The 16,626-nt window shown below is 62.4% G+C and carries 13 protein-coding genes; 4 read left to right on the top strand and 9 right to left on the bottom strand.

Features of this window, described 5'->3' with window-relative positions; all coding sequences use genetic code 11:
• Position 1: 1 nt before the first annotated feature.
• From FB481_RS14995 to FB481_RS14985, 3 genes are read right to left on the bottom strand one after another with little or no spacing between them, the layout of a single operon-like run.
• The gene (locus FB481_RS14995) at positions 2 to 946 is read right to left on the bottom strand and encodes an FHA domain-containing protein (protein ID WP_256662754.1); all 945 of its coding nucleotides are present in this window, start codon (positions 944 to 946) and stop codon (positions 2 to 4) included.
• Positions 943 to 3,039, bottom strand: coding sequence for a type III secretion system export apparatus subunit SctV (gene sctV, locus FB481_RS14990; protein ID WP_147176925.1), 2,097 nt, complete (start codon positions 3,037 to 3,039; stop codon positions 943 to 945). Before sctV ends, FB481_RS14995 begins: the two co-directional genes overlap by 4 nt.
• A complete protein-coding gene (locus FB481_RS14985) occupies positions 3,039 to 4,118 on the bottom strand; it encodes a TyeA family type III secretion system gatekeeper subunit (protein WP_147176924.1) in 1,080 nt (359 codons plus the stop codon). The genes sctV and FB481_RS14985 overlap by 1 nt, the downstream gene beginning before the upstream one ends.
• 228 nt (positions 4,119 to 4,346) lie before the next feature.
• On the opposite strand from FB481_RS14985, the gene FB481_RS14980 reads away from it, so the two are divergent.
• Positions 4,347 to 4,901, top strand: a complete 555-nt coding sequence (locus FB481_RS14980; RefSeq protein WP_147176923.1) for an RNA polymerase sigma factor — start codon at positions 4,347 to 4,349, stop codon at positions 4,899 to 4,901.
• A 134-nt stretch (positions 4,902 to 5,035) separates the two neighbouring features.
• Here FB481_RS14980 and FB481_RS14975 read toward each other — a convergent pair whose 3' ends face one another.
• The 4 genes from FB481_RS14975 to FB481_RS14965 all read right to left on the bottom strand — a co-directional run bounded on the left by FB481_RS14975 (position 5,036) and on the right by FB481_RS14965 (position 10,526).
• Positions 5,036 to 6,370: an HrpF/NolX family T3SS translocon protein gene (locus FB481_RS14975; RefSeq protein WP_256662753.1), complete on the bottom strand. Its 1,335-nt coding sequence runs from the start codon at positions 6,368 to 6,370 to the stop codon at positions 5,036 to 5,038.
• 466 nt (positions 6,371 to 6,836) lie between these two features.
• Positions 6,837 to 7,001 (bottom strand): hypothetical protein, encoded by a 165-nt coding sequence (locus tag FB481_RS23210; RefSeq protein ID WP_178109888.1) that lies wholly within the window; start codon positions 6,999 to 7,001, stop codon positions 6,837 to 6,839.
• Positions 7,002 to 7,782: 781 nt separating this feature from the next.
• Entirely contained in the window at positions 7,783 to 10,047 is a 2,265-nt protein-coding gene (locus tag FB481_RS14970) for a hypothetical protein (protein ID WP_147176921.1), read from the bottom strand.
• Positions 10,047 to 10,526, bottom strand: coding sequence for a CesT family type III secretion system chaperone (locus FB481_RS14965; RefSeq protein WP_178109887.1), 480 nt, complete (start codon positions 10,524 to 10,526; stop codon positions 10,047 to 10,049). Before FB481_RS14965 ends, FB481_RS14970 begins: the two co-directional genes overlap by 1 nt.
• 238 nt (positions 10,527 to 10,764) lie before the next feature.
• Between FB481_RS14965 and FB481_RS14960 the strand changes: the two genes are divergently transcribed.
• Positions 10,765 to 11,799 carry a hypothetical protein gene (locus tag FB481_RS14960; protein WP_147176919.1) on the top strand — a complete coding sequence of 345 codons (1,035 nt, stop codon included), beginning with the start codon at positions 10,765 to 10,767 and terminating at the stop codon, positions 11,797 to 11,799.
• Between the two features lie 67 nt (positions 11,800 to 11,866).
• On the opposite strand, the gene FB481_RS14955 is transcribed toward FB481_RS14960, so the two are convergent.
• Both FB481_RS14955 and FB481_RS14950 read right to left on the bottom strand, forming a co-directional pair.
• Positions 11,867 to 14,059, bottom strand: coding sequence for a type III effector HopM1 (locus tag FB481_RS14955; RefSeq protein WP_147176918.1), 2,193 nt, complete (start codon positions 14,057 to 14,059; stop codon positions 11,867 to 11,869).
• A 10-nt stretch (positions 14,060 to 14,069) separates the two neighbouring features.
• Positions 14,070 to 14,537: a CesT family type III secretion system chaperone gene (locus tag FB481_RS14950; protein WP_147176917.1), complete on the bottom strand. Its 468-nt coding sequence runs from the start codon at positions 14,535 to 14,537 to the stop codon at positions 14,070 to 14,072.
• 310 nt (positions 14,538 to 14,847) lie between these two features.
• Here FB481_RS14950 and FB481_RS14945 point away from each other — a divergent pair, with 310 nt between their 5' ends.
• Both FB481_RS14945 and FB481_RS14940 read left to right on the top strand, forming a co-directional pair.
• Positions 14,848 to 15,594, top strand: a complete 747-nt coding sequence (locus tag FB481_RS14945) for a dienelactone hydrolase family protein (RefSeq protein WP_147176916.1) — start codon at positions 14,848 to 14,850, stop codon at positions 15,592 to 15,594.
• Between the two features lie 251 nt (positions 15,595 to 15,845).
• Positions 15,846 to 16,607 (top strand): SDR family NAD(P)-dependent oxidoreductase, encoded by a 762-nt coding sequence (locus FB481_RS14940; protein WP_093505385.1) that lies wholly within the window; start codon positions 15,846 to 15,848, stop codon positions 16,605 to 16,607.
• Positions 16,608 to 16,626: the final 19 nt, after the last annotated feature.

The raw sequence follows: 16,626 nt of genomic DNA, 5'->3' as shown, positions 1-16,626 counted from the left end.
CTCACCAGCTCACCTCCAGGCGTTGCTCGCCATCGAACTGGATGCGGCCGTTGTCGATCTGTACCAGGCGGATACCATCGATGCGGTCGCCGATGTACATGCGTCGCCCATCGGCCATCACCAAATGGCCATTGCTGCCGCCGATGATCTGGGTGATCGCGAAGGGCAGACCGCCGTTGCCATTGAACACCCGGTCGTCGATGCGAAAGTCCACCCGGTGATCCTGTTTGAAGCGCTGCAGCATGCGTTGGTAAACCTGCATGCTCTCGCCCTTCAGGCTACCGCTGAGTACCAGCCCCTGATCGTCGTGTTCCAGGCTGACAGCACCGAGCATGCGCTCGCTGAGCATGGTCTTGAGCAGCCGGGCAGCGCTCTGCTGATCAAGGGCTGCCCGCTGATCTTGTGCAGGGGGGGGCGCGGGCGTGGCGAGTGGCGAGGCGGCTGGGGAGGCACTCGGCGTCAGCGTCGCGCTGCTCAGGCTCCAGGCACTGCCCACCACGCCCAGCAGCACCCCCAGCGTGATGCAGGCGCCGCGGCTGAGTAGGGTGCTGCGGGGCGACGATGTAGTGGGGCCTGGTGTCTCGTTGCCCTGAGCGCCTTGCGCGCCATCGTCGGGGGCGATGATCGGCAGGTTGGTCCAGGGCGCCTCGGCAGGCGCGAGGCTCAGCCACACCGAACCCAGGGCGAACTGGGCATGGGGCTGCAGGTCGGCCAGCGGATGGCCCTCGATATCCAGGGGGTGGCCGTCGGCCGCCTCCAGGCGCCAGCCGTCGCCGTCGCGCCGTAGCTGACAGTGGCAAGGGTGCACGCCTGCATCGTGCAGCGCGAGGTCCAGCTCGTCGTCGGCGCCGATAGCCCAGTGATCGCCAATCAGCGGCAGTGCCGCGCCCTGGTGAAGGCCGTTCAGCACCCGTAGTTCAAACAGGTCGTTACCGGATTCGTTCATGCGTATTGCTCGCTCTCTAGGGCCGCTGTTTCCTCCAGTTCGAAGCGGCCGAGGACCTTGACCTGTGCCGAGCTGCTGATCTCCGCGAAGGACAGCACGGGCACGTGATAGAACTCCTCTTGCAGAAGAATGCGCAGGGGGCTGCGCAGATCCTGGGGGACCAGCAGCACGGCGCGCTTCCTGGCACGCTGTGGAAAGGCCATGTGCAGGTGCTGGAGCAGCAACTGGCTGGTCGCATCACTGAGTGCGAAGAAGGTTTCGGTTTGCGTCTGGCGCAGGCCGTCGCGCAGAACACCCTCGCTCTCGGGGGTCAGCAGCCAGACCTCCAGGCCTTCTGCAGTGGCGTACTGGTGGTAGATCTGCGACTTCAGGGCGATGCGTACGTAATTCACCAGCATGGCGATGTCGCGTTCGTACTGGCCGTGCTCGACCAACGTTTCGGCGATCACCCGTACCGAGCGCAGTGGCACGCACTCGGCGGCCAGCCCCTGCAGCACCGCTGCAAAGCGCGCCAGTGGCAGCACCCGGAGCATTTCCTGGGCGAGTTCGGGCTGCTCGGACTCCAGCCAGCCAAGGATCGCCTTGGTCTCCTGCAGGCCGATGAACTGCGGTGCGCAGGCATGCAGGGTGCGCTCCATGCGCTCGATGATCAGGGTGGCGGCGCTGATCTGTTCCAGCTCCGCGTTGTGCAGAACCGGCGAATCGGCGGGCATCCAGACCCACTGGCCCTCCTGACGCTCGACGCTGCCAGGGATCAGCTCGTCGAGTTCGAGCTCGTCAAGGGCCTGGGCATCGACGGCCACATGGCTGTGGCTGAGCGTGGCGCGCATCATCGGCACTTCGTACACCGAGAAGCGGAATTCGTCCTCGGGGATGTGCTCCGACTGCTCGATGATGAACGAGGGCAGGGTCAGGCCGTACTGCACCACCAGGCGATTGCGGCGTTGGCGGATCTCGCTGACGATCGTGGCGATCTGCTGCGGGTCCTGATTGGGGTGGAACTGCAAGACGAACTGGCGGCTGGGGTTGAAGGTGCGCAAGTCTTCGTCGCCGTTGAGCTCCGGCGCCACCCACTGGGCTTGCTCGTCCTCCGGTTGCGGTTTGTCGCGGTAAATCTGCAGCACGCCGCCGCACCCGCAGATCAGGGCGATGGTGATGAATACCCCGGTCGGCATGCCGGGCAGCGCGGCGAAACCGAGCATGGCCACCGCCGAGATGATCCACACCTTGGGCTGGCTGGTCAGCTGCTCGGCGATTTCACGGCCGATGTTCGATTGCGGCGTCGGGTTGCCGTCCGGCACCCGAGTGATCACGATGCCGGCGGTGACCGAGATCATCAGGGCGGGAATCTGCGAGATGAGGCCGTCGCCGATGGTCAGGATGGTGTAGATGTGCAGGGCGTCGCCGGCACTCATGTTCATCTGCATCACGCCGATGCTGATGCCGCCGATCATGTTGATGGCGATGATGATCAGCCCGGCGATGGCGTCGCCCTTGACGAACTTCATGGCGCCATCCATCGCCCCGAACAGCTGGCTTTCCTTGGCCAGTTCCTCGCGTCGGGCCCGGGCATCCTGCACGGTGATCAGGTTGGCGCGCAGGTCGCTGTCGATGGACATCTGCTTGCCGGGCATGGCATCCAGGGTGAAGCGCGCGCCGACTTCGGCGACCCGTTCCGAGCCCTTGGTGATGACCATGAAGTTGACCACCGTGATGATCAGGAAGATCACCGTGCCCACCGCCAGGTTGCCGCCGACCACGAATTCGCCGAAGGCTTCGACGATGTGGCCGGCGTCCTGATCCAGGAGAATCAGGCGTGTGGTCGAGATCGACAGGGCCAGGCGGAACATGGTGGTGATCAGCAGCACCGCCGGGAAGGTGGAGAAGGCCAGTGGCCGCGGCAGGTTCATCGCCAGCATGATCAGCAGGCAGGAAATGCAGATGTTGATGGCGATCAGCACGTCGATCAGCCAGGTCGGCATGGGGGTGATCATCATGAAGATGATCGCCAGCACCACGAAGGCCCCGACGATTTCCGAGCGGCGCATGGCCGCCAGGGCGAGCTGGTTGGCGACATGGATGAGGTACGTCATCAGGCCATCGCCTCCTGCAAGCGGCGCTGTTCTTCATTGACCAGCGCAGTGGACAACAGCAGCAGGTTATCGAGGGCTTTTTGCCGGCTCTTGTTGTCGTTCCAGTTCATGTACTTCAGCTCCTTGAGCAGGGCCAGCAGGCGATTGACCAACGCCAGCTGATGTTCGAGCTGGCGGCCGCCGACTTCCTGCACCAGTTGCAGGGTTTCCTTGGGTTGCATGCCGTCGCTGATGAGTTGCTGCAGGACCTTCACGAATGCCGAGGTCTTCATCTCGAATCCCGGGTTCTTGGCCAGCATTTCGTTACGCATGTGGGCGCAGCTGCCATAGAACTGTTTCAGGAAGGTGGTGCGCTCGATGTTCTTCAGCGCTTCGTGTTGCTGCTTGGGCCTAGCGGTGGTCACCAAGTGGTTGGTTTCCACCAGCAGGTCGCTGAGCTGGGCGTCGAAGCCGTGGTCGCCGTCGCTGTCTTGGTCTTCCCGTTCGCTGATCATCCGGGTCAGTTCCAGCAGGTTCACCTGGCCGTTTCCTGACAGGCTGCGTGCGCTCTCGCGGCGCCGCGGATCGGCGACTGCCGAGGCGAACGGTACCCGGGCGCGCAGTAACCGAGCCTGCTGCTTGTGCTGTGCAGCGAACTGCAGCCGCAATGCCTGCAGCTTCCTGGCTTCCTCGAACGAGCGCTCCTGTTGCGCTCGTCGTTCGGCAATGCGCAGCAGGCTCAGCGCCTGGCCGAGGTCGTGCCGCGAGCTATCGAAAACCTGCCGGAAACCGCCGTCGCTGCGGGCGCTCTGGCGCAACTGGTCGGCCTTCGACTCCAGGGTCGTGAGCAGCTGTTTGTACAGTTTGTACTGCAGGACTTTCTGCGACTGCAGTTGCAGGGCCTTGAAGCGCAGGTTGCGCTTGTGTAGGCGGATGCTGACCTGACTCAGCTCGGCATTGAAGCTGGAAACCTGCTGCGCCGTGGTGCCTGCCGCCTGCGCGCCACCCTGTTGCCCAGGCGTGCCTGAGGGCCCCGCCGATCCCGGTGTGGTCGGCGGCAGGCGCGTGGGCGCAGTGGTGGATTGAGCACGGTTGATCATGGCGCAGCCTGGAAGAACGAATGCTCAATGAGTGGCGTGGGAGCCGAACCGGTTCCCCCAGGTTGCCGTGTGCAGAAATTCGTTCAGGAAACTGTCCGCTAGAGCAGGATCTTGCTCAAGATGACACGATGGTTAATTAGTATTTACTTATAAATCATTGGCTTATAGCGGATAATTGAGATGGCATGCATGTAGCTATAGCTCCTGGTCCCTACACAGGAGAATCCCATGTCCGCTAATCTCGCCCTTCGCCATGCCACGCCTCTGCCCGTTAGCCGCACACCCAGCGCCATTCGCCAGTTGACCCAGGCCCAGGTGCAGAAGCTTCGTGCCTTTGTGCACAAGCGCGTGATGAACCCCGACGATGCCGATGACATCCTGCAGTGCACGTTCTTCGAAGCGTTGCGCAACGAGCATAAGTTTCAGCACGCCAGCAAACCGGAGACCTGGCTGTGCGGCATCGCCCTGAACCTGATCCGCAACCATTTCCGGCGCACCTACAACCAGCCTTATCAGGAGAGCCTCGACGACCAGACCAATGTGGCGCACGAGCAGCACATCGACATTGGTCAGTGCGTTGACGGAAGCCGGCAGTTGCAGCGCACGGTGGAGGCCATCCAGACATTGCCCGCGGCCATGCGCCAGGTGATCCATGTCAGCCTGGTGATGGACGGCAATTATCAGGAAACGGCGCAGAGCCTTGGCGTACCGATTGGCACCGTGCGCTCGCGGCTGTCGAGGGCGCGGGAGCAGTTGCGTCGCTCGATTGATCCGTTTGCCTGAGAGGAGCTGTCAGGCGTTGATATGTGGCGGGCTCAAACCCCTTGAGTCGGGGCCCGCCGAACCGCCAGCGCTGCTGGCTGTCTGGCACTGAAGAAATACAGGGCCAGAAAACCGTTGGCTTGCGGGTGAGGCTATCAGCTTTGTGCCCAGACTCGAGGTTGTTCCAGGTTGGGGTTGCCCGGTGCCGGCTCCTCATTGCGATCTCGGTAACGATTCAAGCCTTCCTTGCCTAGGTCCTTGGCCATGTCGATCCCGGCATCCCGAACCCCATCCTTTAGGCCCTCTCTGCCACCCTGCCGTGCGCTCTCGCTGAGCGCCTGGCGTGTGGTCTGCGTACCGGCCTGGGTCACGGCTTCGCGTGTAGCCGAGGTGGCCACGGAGCGTCCCACCACGGTGCCGATCATGCGACCCGCGGCGGCCGCTGCCCCCGCCATGCCGATGCCGGGAATGAACATAGTCAGGTAGCTTAGCGCCTCGAGCAGTTTGGTGAAGCCGCCGCCCTTTTCCTTTTTCGGGTCGGGCTGACTTTCCTGCCCCTGGACCATGGCTCGCTGGGCCGATTCCACTGGTCGCATCGAGGCCCGAGGCGGTTCGGCCACCTGGTTGCTACCCTTCTTGAGAAAGGCATCGAGATCGCCCGTGCTGATGTTGCGGTCATTGGCCTTGTTGAAGAAGTTTCCACCCGCGCCATGCTTGGCGTTATCGAGCATGGAGAACAGCATCGAATTGGGTTGAGCCAGCAGGTTAGCGGCGTCGCGTACCTCCTTGCTGTTCTCCTTGTTGTTGGCGATCGACTCCAGCTTGTCGGTCTTGATGCCACCGCCCTTGAAGAAGATGTCACGGTTGGCGTCCAGCGTGTCTAGCGCCTTGCGCTCCTGAGGGGACAGCTTGACGTTGAAGGACGCCAGGTCGCATAGCCGATCACGGGAGACGCTGTGGGTAGGGTTGTCCTTGCCGGAGAACGCCTGCCACTGGTCCGGGTTCTGCACAAAGAACTTGGCCGCGGCCGCCAGCTGTGGCGGGCACTTGTCCATTTTCTCAGAGCCGTCGGCGATGTTCTGCAGGGTTTCCAGGCTGATGTTCTTGGGCAGGCTCTCCGAGTAGCGGAACAGCTCGCGCATGGCGTCGTTGGCCGTCATGGCCCGTGCCGGCGAGTTAGGCGGCGCATCGGACGGTACGTAGTTGTCGGTGAACTGAGCCGCCTTGAAGTCGGCATAGACACGCATCTCCGGACGCTCCTGCAGCTTTTGCACGTCCTTGGCGCTGATCTTGCCGTCCGTTTTTCCTTCTTTGGCGCCATCGAATGCGGCGAAGTAAGCTTTGTTATCCAGCAAAGCGCTGAGGGCCTGTTTAGCGTCGCTCGGCGTCTTGTCGTCATCGCGAAGTTTTTCCAGGCCCTCACGATCCTGGGGGTCTTTAAGCAGACCCTCGTGACGGCCGAGAATCGATATCACCTCCTCGAAGGGCATCTGTTGCTCGCCTTCTCCGCTCGGTGCGGTCGTTTGGCAATTGGCGGCCGGCGGGTGACCACATTTCTCGTTCACGGCGTTGCCCTGCTTGGGCATCAGCCAGCCGATCAGGGTTTGCGCCAGCGAGCCTGCTCCCCCCTGTGTATTGTCCCGCCGCTGTGCACCCGCGGAGGGTAAGTCCGACGGTCGTTGCTGATGCGTCGCGGGCGAGCCTGACCACGTGATGCTGCCTTGGCTATTGGGTCTTGCAGCCGCCGGCTGCTGTTGTGGGGGTAGCGGGGGAGGCATGCCATGGTTGGCTGGTGGGTTCGGTGATGGAGAATTCGATAGCCGCATGGTCGGTCCCCTTGCTGGTGGTGTGGTTTAGAGGGATGAGTGGTGGCCGGTCGCAGGCGGTTCCATATCGGAGCCGATGGTGCACACGGGCCCGGGTAAGCCTGATCGCTTGCCCGGGCCACTGGCGTCGTTATCGGTTGGTGCTGTGAGCCTGGCTGTCTGGCTCGGCGGTGTGGAAGCTGTCGGTGTCCGAGTCCGCTTCGTCGCTGGCGGCGCGGCTATGTGCGTTGACGCCGCTGTCTCTGCTTGAAGCGTTGCCGGTACTGCCGGTGACTTGCTGAAGGGCGTCCGGCATGGCGGCGGCCGAGCTTGGCTCGGCAGTATGCCCCCGGTTGATCAGGCCGCTGCTCCAGCCGCCCAGCGAAGTTCTGGGCTCCGGGGTGGTTTGCTGCTGAGCATTGGAGTTGGCCTCAAGATCCAGTTGCCGGACGACATGGATAGACGGCTGGGGCAGAAACGAGAAGTCCGAATCCGGGCTCGCGAAAAAAGGGGGCGGTACGCGAAATGACCGGCTAACGTGGGACGCTTGGCCTGAAGGCCCAAGGCGGGATCTTGTTTTCTGTGGCCCGTTGGCACACCACCGTCAAAACACCTCCCAGCGGTTTTGGCGTTCCACATGCTCTTGCAACAAACCGCCTGCGTTGTCAGCCGAGGCGATTTTCTGCACGTCGTGTCTCAAGACGGTTGGGCAGTTGGCTGCATTCGGTTCTCGATCATGCGGGCCGGTTCAGCAGGCACCAGGCGCTGCAGGGAGCACACGGTCGCCGTTTAGACGGCGCAACGGCACTGGGCGCTCTGCCTGCGTGAAATTCTGCTGCGATGCTTTTATGGGGGGCGAAGTGCTTCTGGTTCTGCTGCTGAACTGGCGCAGTAGTGCCTGTGTTGAGACCCAGCTTTCGATGGAGCATGGGCTGTCTAATTTGCAAGGCACGCGGCCACAAGAGCAGGCTTGTTTAAGCGGCTGAAGTCAGGGGGCGCTGTGAGACGAGGAGGGGCATGACGGGGTTAACGGAACAACCTCGGACCCTTTTACCGGCCCGAGGCGTGCAGCCTGAGGTAGCCTTCAGGCCAGCCGATCAGACCCTGTCCGATGCATCGTGGGACGGATTGGTTCTTTTTGGAGACGTCTGCATTTCGATTTCCTCGGCCGGCTGTTGCTCGCTCGCACGAGGTTGAGTAGTTTCGGCTTCCGGCTTCGCCTTCAGATGCTCAATGCCAGCACGCACTTTGCCCGCGATGTATTGGTTGACCGGCTCGACGAGGGTTTCACTCACTACCATGGCCGGAATATTGAGTGCCGCCTGCGCACTGTCGAGGGCATTCGTCACAAGGCGGGCGGCGCTTCCTTGGGCAGCCGTCTGCTTGTTAGCCGGTTGGTTGGGGTTGGCCGCTGCATGCGCCAGGCCTCTGGTCCTCTCGTACATTTTTGACGCGCCTCGTTCTTGCGCTCCATCTGCAGGTGGTGCGCTTTCGGCCGCTTTGGCGTAGGCACTCATACGGGTCGAGATCCAGAACATGGCCAGATTGAGTGGGGATTGCGTGGCAATAGCCGCCGCTTGACCCACCAGCTTGCCTGCGGGGGAGCTATCCTCCAAGGCCTTGATGGCTGGCTCCATTACCTGTTTCAGGGCCCATCCTGTTGTGAGGCCTGCTCGCTTGGAGTCGACAGCTTTGCGTTTTGCATCATCCAGATAGTTGAGGTTTTCCATCGCTTTGCTACCCACCCCTTTCAACCGTGTGGAGAGCGACATATCTTCAGTGGCTTTCTTGTCCCTTTGCTCCTGCGTCAGGTCATAGAGGTTGTTACTCATGGTAAAGGCCGGGATGCGGCGTCCTTCTTGATCGAGCATGCCGTCTCGCAATCCTCCCGCACCTTGCCATCCACCCATTGCTGCCCCCCCAGCCATCGAACTGACTGTCGCCCCGCCCGGATGATCAGCATTTATGCTGGAAAATGTGAGCGCGCGAGTGCCTTGGGCGATAAAGAACATCAGATAAGACTTGAAGTCTCCCTTTGCACTGCCAAGTGCATGGCCGTTTTGGATTTCTTTCAACTGAGTGAGCATTTTCTTGTTGTTCTCACGTTCGAGCTCCATCTCTTGCTCGTTTCGCGGGCGCACCGTGCCGTTCTCACTGACGTATTTGTTCGGTGCGGGAAAAACCTCCGATCCTTTGACCGGTTTAGTGGCGCCTCCAAATACCTCAAGGATTGCGGCAGCAAGGGTATGGGTTCCGATGTCATGTGCGAGCGCAGTGGCAGCCGGCGTCACGACTAATTGAGCAGCAGGCCACTTCGATAATGCATAGTCGGTAAAGGAGTTCACGGCTCCCAGTGCAAGACCTGAGAGCGCCATTTGGCGAAACGCTTGCACAGTAAACGCGTGGACCTGATTGGTAACGCTACCACTGCTCTCATTCAGCTCATCAATGACTTTGCCGAGTTTGGCCTGGGCAACTGAGTTCTCGAATTCGGGGAGCAACTCGGCCTGCAATTTTTCCAGCCCTTCCAGGGTCTTCTCCCATTGCGCAAGTTCGCTTGGCTTTGCGTCACGGCTTGAGGAGGCCTGGGCTGGTTCAGGCTGTTCCTGCTTCATCTTATCGATGATCGCTTCAGCGGACGTGATGGCGAAATTGAGGGCGTTGGGAATGTGTGACGCGAGGCGGGTGGCATATAACGAAAAATTCAGCTCACTCTTCAGAACGGCTTCGCGATCCTCTTTGGAGAGAGGCGGGCTTTGATTCAACACTTCTTCGTAATGTGCCACCCGCTTGGCGAACAGGTCGGTCTGCAGCTGCATTGATTCTTTGAGTTCGGGTGCCACTGCAAGAATGCCACGCTCAAGCCCCTGGTCTTGTCCATTTTTCTGCATCACCTCTTCAAGCGCGGATGTAAGCTTGTCAAAGCTGGATTGAACCTGCTCGAACAGCGCGCTTTGCAGATTGGTCTGCCGCCCCACTTCTTCGAACGTTGGTAGCGATTCAGAGGATTTTGTGCGCTTAACGTGCTCCGCATGTTCTTGCAGGAACTGGCCCTCGATCACCATACGTCGAGTGGCCTGATCTAGGTTCGCTGGCCTTTTGAGATCCGCGTTGTGCGCAAGCATTTCCTGATGCAAAGCGCTGGCCTTACGCATTAGCGTAGCAGACGGGCTAAAGGTTTCGGTTGGTTGCCCTGATGCAGGTGGTGACGTTCTTGGAAGCTGGCTGGGCTCGACAACGCCTTGGCGTTGTCCCGAGACATTCTGTACGGCGGCTTGCTGAACGCGCTGTTCCCGACTGGCTTGTTGGGCCTGTTGAGCAGCTTGTGTACGGTGGAGGCTGTCCTGCGATGAAGTACGCATCAGAAGGCCCTCCCTGTGCTGGCGGTGCGAGGCAGTTGGCCGGTAGTGGAGGACGGGCTAGTTGGTGCCTGCTTGCCGAGGAAGAAAGTTTGCCGCCAGGCGGTCGCATAGTCGGCCAGCGCACCCATCTGATCGAGTAGCGATTGCCCCGAGAGGTTCGCCAGCGGTTGTGCCAGACTCAGCATCATGCGGCCGCTGTGCTCGTTTCGGCAGAAGGCAGCCGTTTGAGCGGTACTCACCAACTGGAAATTGGTATCGAGCAGGCGCAGCAGCGCCTCTTCGCGGCGCTTGTCAGGCAGGGCTCCGAGATCGCAGTGAAGGGCTACATGGCCTTCGTCCTCGTTGCCAACCGGGTGCATGGAAAAGTCCACGCCCCTTACATTCAGGTGGGTCAGCTCGGGGGACAGCAGGGCTTCAGGCACAAGAGTCAGCTGCTGGATTTCGTCCAGCAACCGGCGGTACTGATGAGGTACGGCCATGGTTATTGTTCTCCATCGACGTGAGGGGAGTGGCGCGGCGGGGCTCGTCGCGCCGGGCAGGTCCGCAAGGTGAGTGGTGATTGCCCCGGGCCGGTTCCATGCCGGTGTCATCGTCCTGTCACCTGTCTCCCCTGAGCGTGGCCGGCGGCGTCAGTCAAGGGAACCGGTCGGTGCGGGCTTGCCACCTATTGGGTTCAGCCAGGGCTCAAGGCCCCAAATCGAATGAGGTATCCATCCGGTGATTTCCAGTCTGGGTTCAGCCGCCAGAACCAATGCCGTCGCCCCATCCGCGCCGGAGCAGGCGCGTGGCGCCGTCTCCGATCAACTGAAGGTCGCGTCGCACATCGCTGGGAAGCACGACACCGTGTTTTCCAGTGGAGTGCTCGACCAACGCTCGGCTTCACTGACGCCGTTACAACGTCAGTGGCTCGATCGGGCGCGTGCCGCCTTGGCCGGCGATTCCGGGGTTGCGGTGATCAAGGCCGAGGCCAACGAGCGCGGTGGGCGTTTCGAATTCGCGCAGATCCTCCATGGTGCCCAGCATGTCGCGTTCCAGCGCGATCCGGCGGGGCGCGGCAGCGAGCTGGCCGTGCTCGACGCGCAGGGTGCTCCGCTGGTGCAACTGACCGATCTCCTGGCGCATGCCGGGCAAGCCCACGCGACATCGTCGACCTCCGCGCAGGCGCCAGCCGAGGCGCAGCGGCGTACTTCTCTGGCCCAGGCGCGCGTCGAGCAGAGCGCCGCGCAATCGTCGACCGCGATGAAGCGCACCGCCGAGGCTGCCGCGATCACGGACGATGAGCCTGCCCGGCGTGGGTTCACCCCCGTGCGGCTCAAGGTGCAAACGCAGCAGCACGCCCTGGGCTTGCCGGGTGGAGTGGGGCCGATGGAGGTTCGGCTGGCGAAAAGAACGCGCGAGTTGCATGGCGAGAACGGCGCGCCGAAGAACGATGCCATCGTTGCCAACCAGGCTCCCGACGGCAGTTGGATCCGTAACGGCGACGTCACGGACAAGCTGCACGGTTCGTTCATCTTCGTCAGGTTGCTCGACGGTACCCGGCGCGTCGGCAACGCGGGCAATGGCCAGAATGCGCACTTCCAATTGGCCGGTAGGGCCGAGGCAGTCATGTACGCGGGGCGCGTCGAATTTATCGCGGGCCGGGTGAGCCACTACGACAACCAGTCAGGAACCTACGTGCCACCCGGCGAGCTCTGCGCCCAGGCCGGTTTTGAGGATGCGCGTTTCGAGGATGAGGCGCTGAAGAAAACCTGAAGGCGCGGTGAGCGAGTGGTTGAGAGCCTGATGGCACGCGAAAACACGCCCAGGCACTCGCTCGCACTCAATTCTCCCGTTCCCGTTGGCCCCCGACATTCTCGCCCATCTCGATGTCCACTGGTGCAGGGCGTTCGCGACGTGTGTTGACCTGGCGTGCCACCTGTTCGCCCAGGCTGGCGAGCCCGCTCAGGGTTTTGCTTACCAGCGCCTCGGTCGCCACTACCCCGGCCTGTGGGAGCGCTTGCTGCAGGCCTCGCAGGCGGTGATAGGCATTCTCCACCGTCCGGGCGTTGGTCGCGGGGCGAGTGCCATGGGGCAGGTGCTCGCGATCAGGGTGGCGAATGTTCTCGACGGCACTGGCAAGCCGCGAGCTGTCATCGAGCCCGGCTTCATCGCGTGACTGCTTGTTGGCATAGAAGGGCGCCAGAAAACCGACCGCCTGGATACCTGTCATCAGTACCGAGCCGGCCTTGGCTGCCGTCGTGTCGACGCCGGCCCGGCTGATCGCCTTGCCCATGCCGTTGAAGAACATCATCGCTGCCGATGCGCTATAGACCTTGCTGGTATAGGCTTCGCGGCTGCTGGGCAGACGGGGATCCGCGCTGCTCAGGCCCTTGCTCCACACCGATGCCAACCGTGCGTCGAGATTCGCCTCGGGAGGGCGTTCGGGCACATGGGTGGGCAGACTGCGACCGTCGTGATCGAAGTGCTTGTTTTGCTGGCCCAAGGCCTGCAGTCCGGACATCGCCGCGCCGCCCATGAACGAGGATGCCATGCCCGCCGCCACACCGGCAGCGGGCAGGGTCGTGGTCAGCTCCAGCAGCCGGCGTACGACCTGGGCACCGCCTTGGGTGGCGAAGGTGATGCCGTCACCCATGAGCGTGCCGTTGTAATAATCCTGCTGCGCGTTGATGAAGCCTTTTCGCGCCTGCTCCAGCGGCTGGGACGCGGCCTGCAGTTCGGCATCGTTGAACTCGCGATAGCGCCCGCCCTCGGTCGTGGCGCGGTGTGGGCCGGGAATCACTTCCCGTGGGTCGACCTTGCGCAATTCGTGGGCGCCGACGCTGGCGAGCATTTCCCGGGCTGCCGGCTTGATGAAATTGTCCAGTGTTTCGTGCACCGCGCCTACGGCGGCGCCGCTCGCGGCGGACTGCCTGGCCAGGTCGAACAACGACAGGCGTGGGTCGACATAGGCCCTGGCCAGTACGAATTGCAGGCACGAGGCCAAACCTTGTGGAATGGCCGCGGCGATGAATACCTGGGCGCTGGTGAACAGGCCGCGATTCTGCTCGTCGAGCGTTTGCAGGTGCTGTTCCAGATCCATGCGGTAGAGGCTGTCCTGCAGGGCACTGTCGTGCACGGAAGCGAACGCATCCTGAAAGTGCGCCTGCACCTGCCGCCATTGTTCGACCTGCGCCTTGGCGTGCGCGGTTTGCGTGTCACGCTCGGCCTTGTCCGGCATCTTGCGGGCGCGGCGCAGATCTCGTTCAGCGGCTTGCAGACTGGCGTCTGCCAATGCCTGGCAGGTCGCCAGGATGCGTTCCTTGATGTCCGCCGACCAGCGCTGGGCCAAGGCCTGGAAGGCTTCACGGCCCGCGATCACCTGACGGCGCTCCTCGGCGTTGAGCGAGCAATGCTCCAGCACTTCGTTGTACAGCGCGGCCTGCCCATCCAGATGCCTGGCGATGCGTGGGAGCGCGATGTCCAGAAGCGCCTGCAAGCCTTCGCCGCAGACCGCCTGACCGGCGGGCATGGGCTGGCTGTAGTGCCGATCGATTTCGCCGAGCAGGTGCTCCACGCTGTCTCCATAGGGAATGCCGGTGGTGAGTTGGCCCGGCTGGTCGGCATGCAGCAACGTACTCATGCGTTCGAAATCGAGCTGTGGATCGAGCAGCAGTACACGGCCTTCCAGAATCATGCGCTGGCGGTTCAACTGCAGCGGATCCTGGGCAATCCGCTGTGCGTCGCGAGCCTGGGGCGTGATCGGCCGGGAGAAATTCAGCGGCCGCTGGCCCTGGACCAACCGGGCAAACTCGGCGCGCAGCGACCGCAACTCGGGGTGCAGGGTCTCGAACAACTGGGCCTGGCTACGGGGCGGCGGTTGTTGAGCTTGCAGCCGTTGTTGGGTGGTAAGAGGCGGCTGGTTCGAGGGCTTCGCTCGCGCAGGGCGCGCGTCGGGGCGCTGGAGCTGCTCCCGTGTCGTGGCGCTGAGCGCTGTGGTGGTTTGCGGGCCGGTGCTGGAGCGGATGATTTCCATCACAGTGGCCTCAGGAGCTACGCAGCGCAGAGCGCGTCAAATCCGCCATGGGGCGCTCGCTGGGCGGCCGCTCCAGAAAGCAGTCACGACGCCATGCCCTGGCCAGGTCGGCCAGCTCCGCGAGCAACTCCACCAGTCGTTCCGCATGCAGCCCCGGCAGGGGCAGGTTGACCCCAAGGGTGACGCGCCGGCTTTGCGGGTTGAGCGTAAAAACCGGCCCGGCGTGGCCGTCGAACAGATGGAAGTTCATCTCCAGCAGCCGCTGGGCCGCCGCTGCCGTTGCCAGGTCCCCGGCAGGCAGGTTCCCCAGGTCGCCGTGCAGCAGTATCCGGCCGCCACTGGGGGTGTCCTGATGCAACAGGGTGAAATCGATACCGTTGAACTCTACGGCGGTGTGTTCGTAAAGGCTGTGAGGGTTGCTCAGTCGCGTCAGGCTGCAAAAGCTGTCGATCAGGGAACGATAGGCGGGCGTACTCATAAGCACCTTCAAGTCAGGGTGAAGAATGCGCCATGGGTGGGGCGACGGCGTCGGCTGGTTCCTTGGTTTTTTTGGAAAAATCCAATTAAATCAATTATTAAGGATTTATTTAAAATCTGTGAATGCTTGATGAATTTATCGCCGGGCCACCGCTGGTGGCGCACCGATACTTACGCGATCAGCCTGTCAGGCGCGCTGTCGGAAAATCGCCGGGCACTAGGTTGCCATCCTGTTGACCAATACCTAACCTCGCCCATTCATGCCGGCCATCGCCTGGCATTGGCGGCAAGCATCCAACCGGAGGATCAATATGGCTCACGAGCAAATCGTCATCACCACGCCGGACGGCCAGTGCCCGGCCCACGTGTTCACCCCCGCCAGCGGGCAGGGCGGCCCGGCGGTCATCTTCTACATGGATGCTGTCGGCATCCGTCCGGGTGTGCTGGGCATGGCCGAGCGCCTGGCCAACGCCGGCTACGTGGTGCTGCTGCCGGATATGTATTACCGCTATGGCGCCTACGGGCCGTTCGATCCCAAGGAAGTGTTCAAGGGAGACTTCCGTACCGTCGTCGGGCCGCTGATGGCCACCACCGGCAACGCCAAGGCTGCGGCCGACATCGATGCCTACATCGGCTACCTCGATAGTCGTGGCGATGTGCAGGGCAAGCGCATCGGCGCGGTGGGTTTCTGCATGGGCGGCGGCATGGCCATCGCCGCGGCGGGTGCACGCCCCGAGCGTTTCGCGGCCATCGCCAGCTACCACGGCGGCAACCTGGCCACCGACGCCGCCGACAGTCCGCACCGCGCGGCGCCGGTATTGCAGGCCGAGGTGTATATCGCCGCGGCCGAGAACGACGGCAGCTACCCGCCGGAAATGGCCGAACGTTTCGAGAAAGCGCTGGGTGATGCCGGCGTGCCCTTCAGCTCGGAAACCTACCCGGCCAAGCACGGCTGGATGAAGCCGGACTTTCCGGTTTACGACGAACAAGCCGCCGAGCACGGCTGGAAGCAGATGCTGGCGTTCTTCGGCCGTACCCTGGGCGACAAGAACGCCTGACCTGCTGCACTCACGTTCACTATCGCCTTCGCGGCGGTGGTGAACGCCTGCCTTCGGCACCGATCGGCGCCGCGTCCATTTTTTCTGATTTCGCTTGCTGGCAATCACTCGTTTACAAGTAGATCAGCTTTTTAAATCACATTTAAATCACAGATTTGGTTATTCGCTTGCAAAGCGCCATGGCATGAAGTTCACTGGGTTGATCAGTTTTAAAGGCTATCTCAGCCAAATCACAGAGCCAGGAAATAACCATGACCACACAATCTGTCCCCGTCGTGCTGGTAACCGGTGCTTCACGCGGCATTGGCCGGGCCATTGCCGAACTGCTGCTGCGCGATGGCTACGATCTGCACGCCACCTACGCCAGTGATGCAAAAGCTGCAGAGGGCCTGCTCGGTTTTGCCGAACAGCTCGGCCGCCGCGTGACCCTGCACCGCTACGATGCCGGCTCGCGTGACGATCAGACGCGGCTGGCCGAGGAGCTGCAGGGCGTTCGTCTGCACGGCATCGTGCACAACGCCGGGATGATCGAGTTTGAGAACTTCGCCGCTTACGAGATGACCACCTGGGATCGCACCCTAGAAGTCAACGTCACCTCGACCCTGCGCCTGACCCTGGCCCTGCAATCGCAGATTGAGTCTGGCGGCTCCATTGTGCTGATCTCCTCGACCGACGCCTTCTCCGGCGCCTACGCGAGCATGGCTTACGCGGCCTCCAAGGCGGCGATGGTCAACCTGGCCAAGAGCCTGGCCTGCAACTTCGGCCCGCGTAACATCCGCGCCAACGCCGTGGCGCCGGGCTGGATCCAGACCGACATGACCACCGGCGCGTCGTCCGGCTCGGCGGCAGTCACGCCCCTGGGGCGCGATGGCAAGCCTGAGGAAGTAGCCGGCGTGGTCGCCTTCCTGTTGTCGGACCGCGCCAGTTTCGTGTCCGGCACCAGCATCGCGGTGGACGGCGCCTACACCGCCTCCGACGCCATCATGCTCAACGAAGCCCGAGAACTGGGCTGAGGCTTTTCTACAGGCAATA

Origin of the sequence: Pseudomonas sp. AG1028 (assembly GCF_007993955.1) — a bacterium.
GTDB classification, from domain to species: domain Bacteria; phylum Pseudomonadota; class Gammaproteobacteria; order Pseudomonadales; family Pseudomonadaceae; genus Aquipseudomonas; species Aquipseudomonas straminea.
Note: the sequence above shows the minus strand (reverse complement) of the source record. Positions and strands in the feature narration are given on the sequence as shown.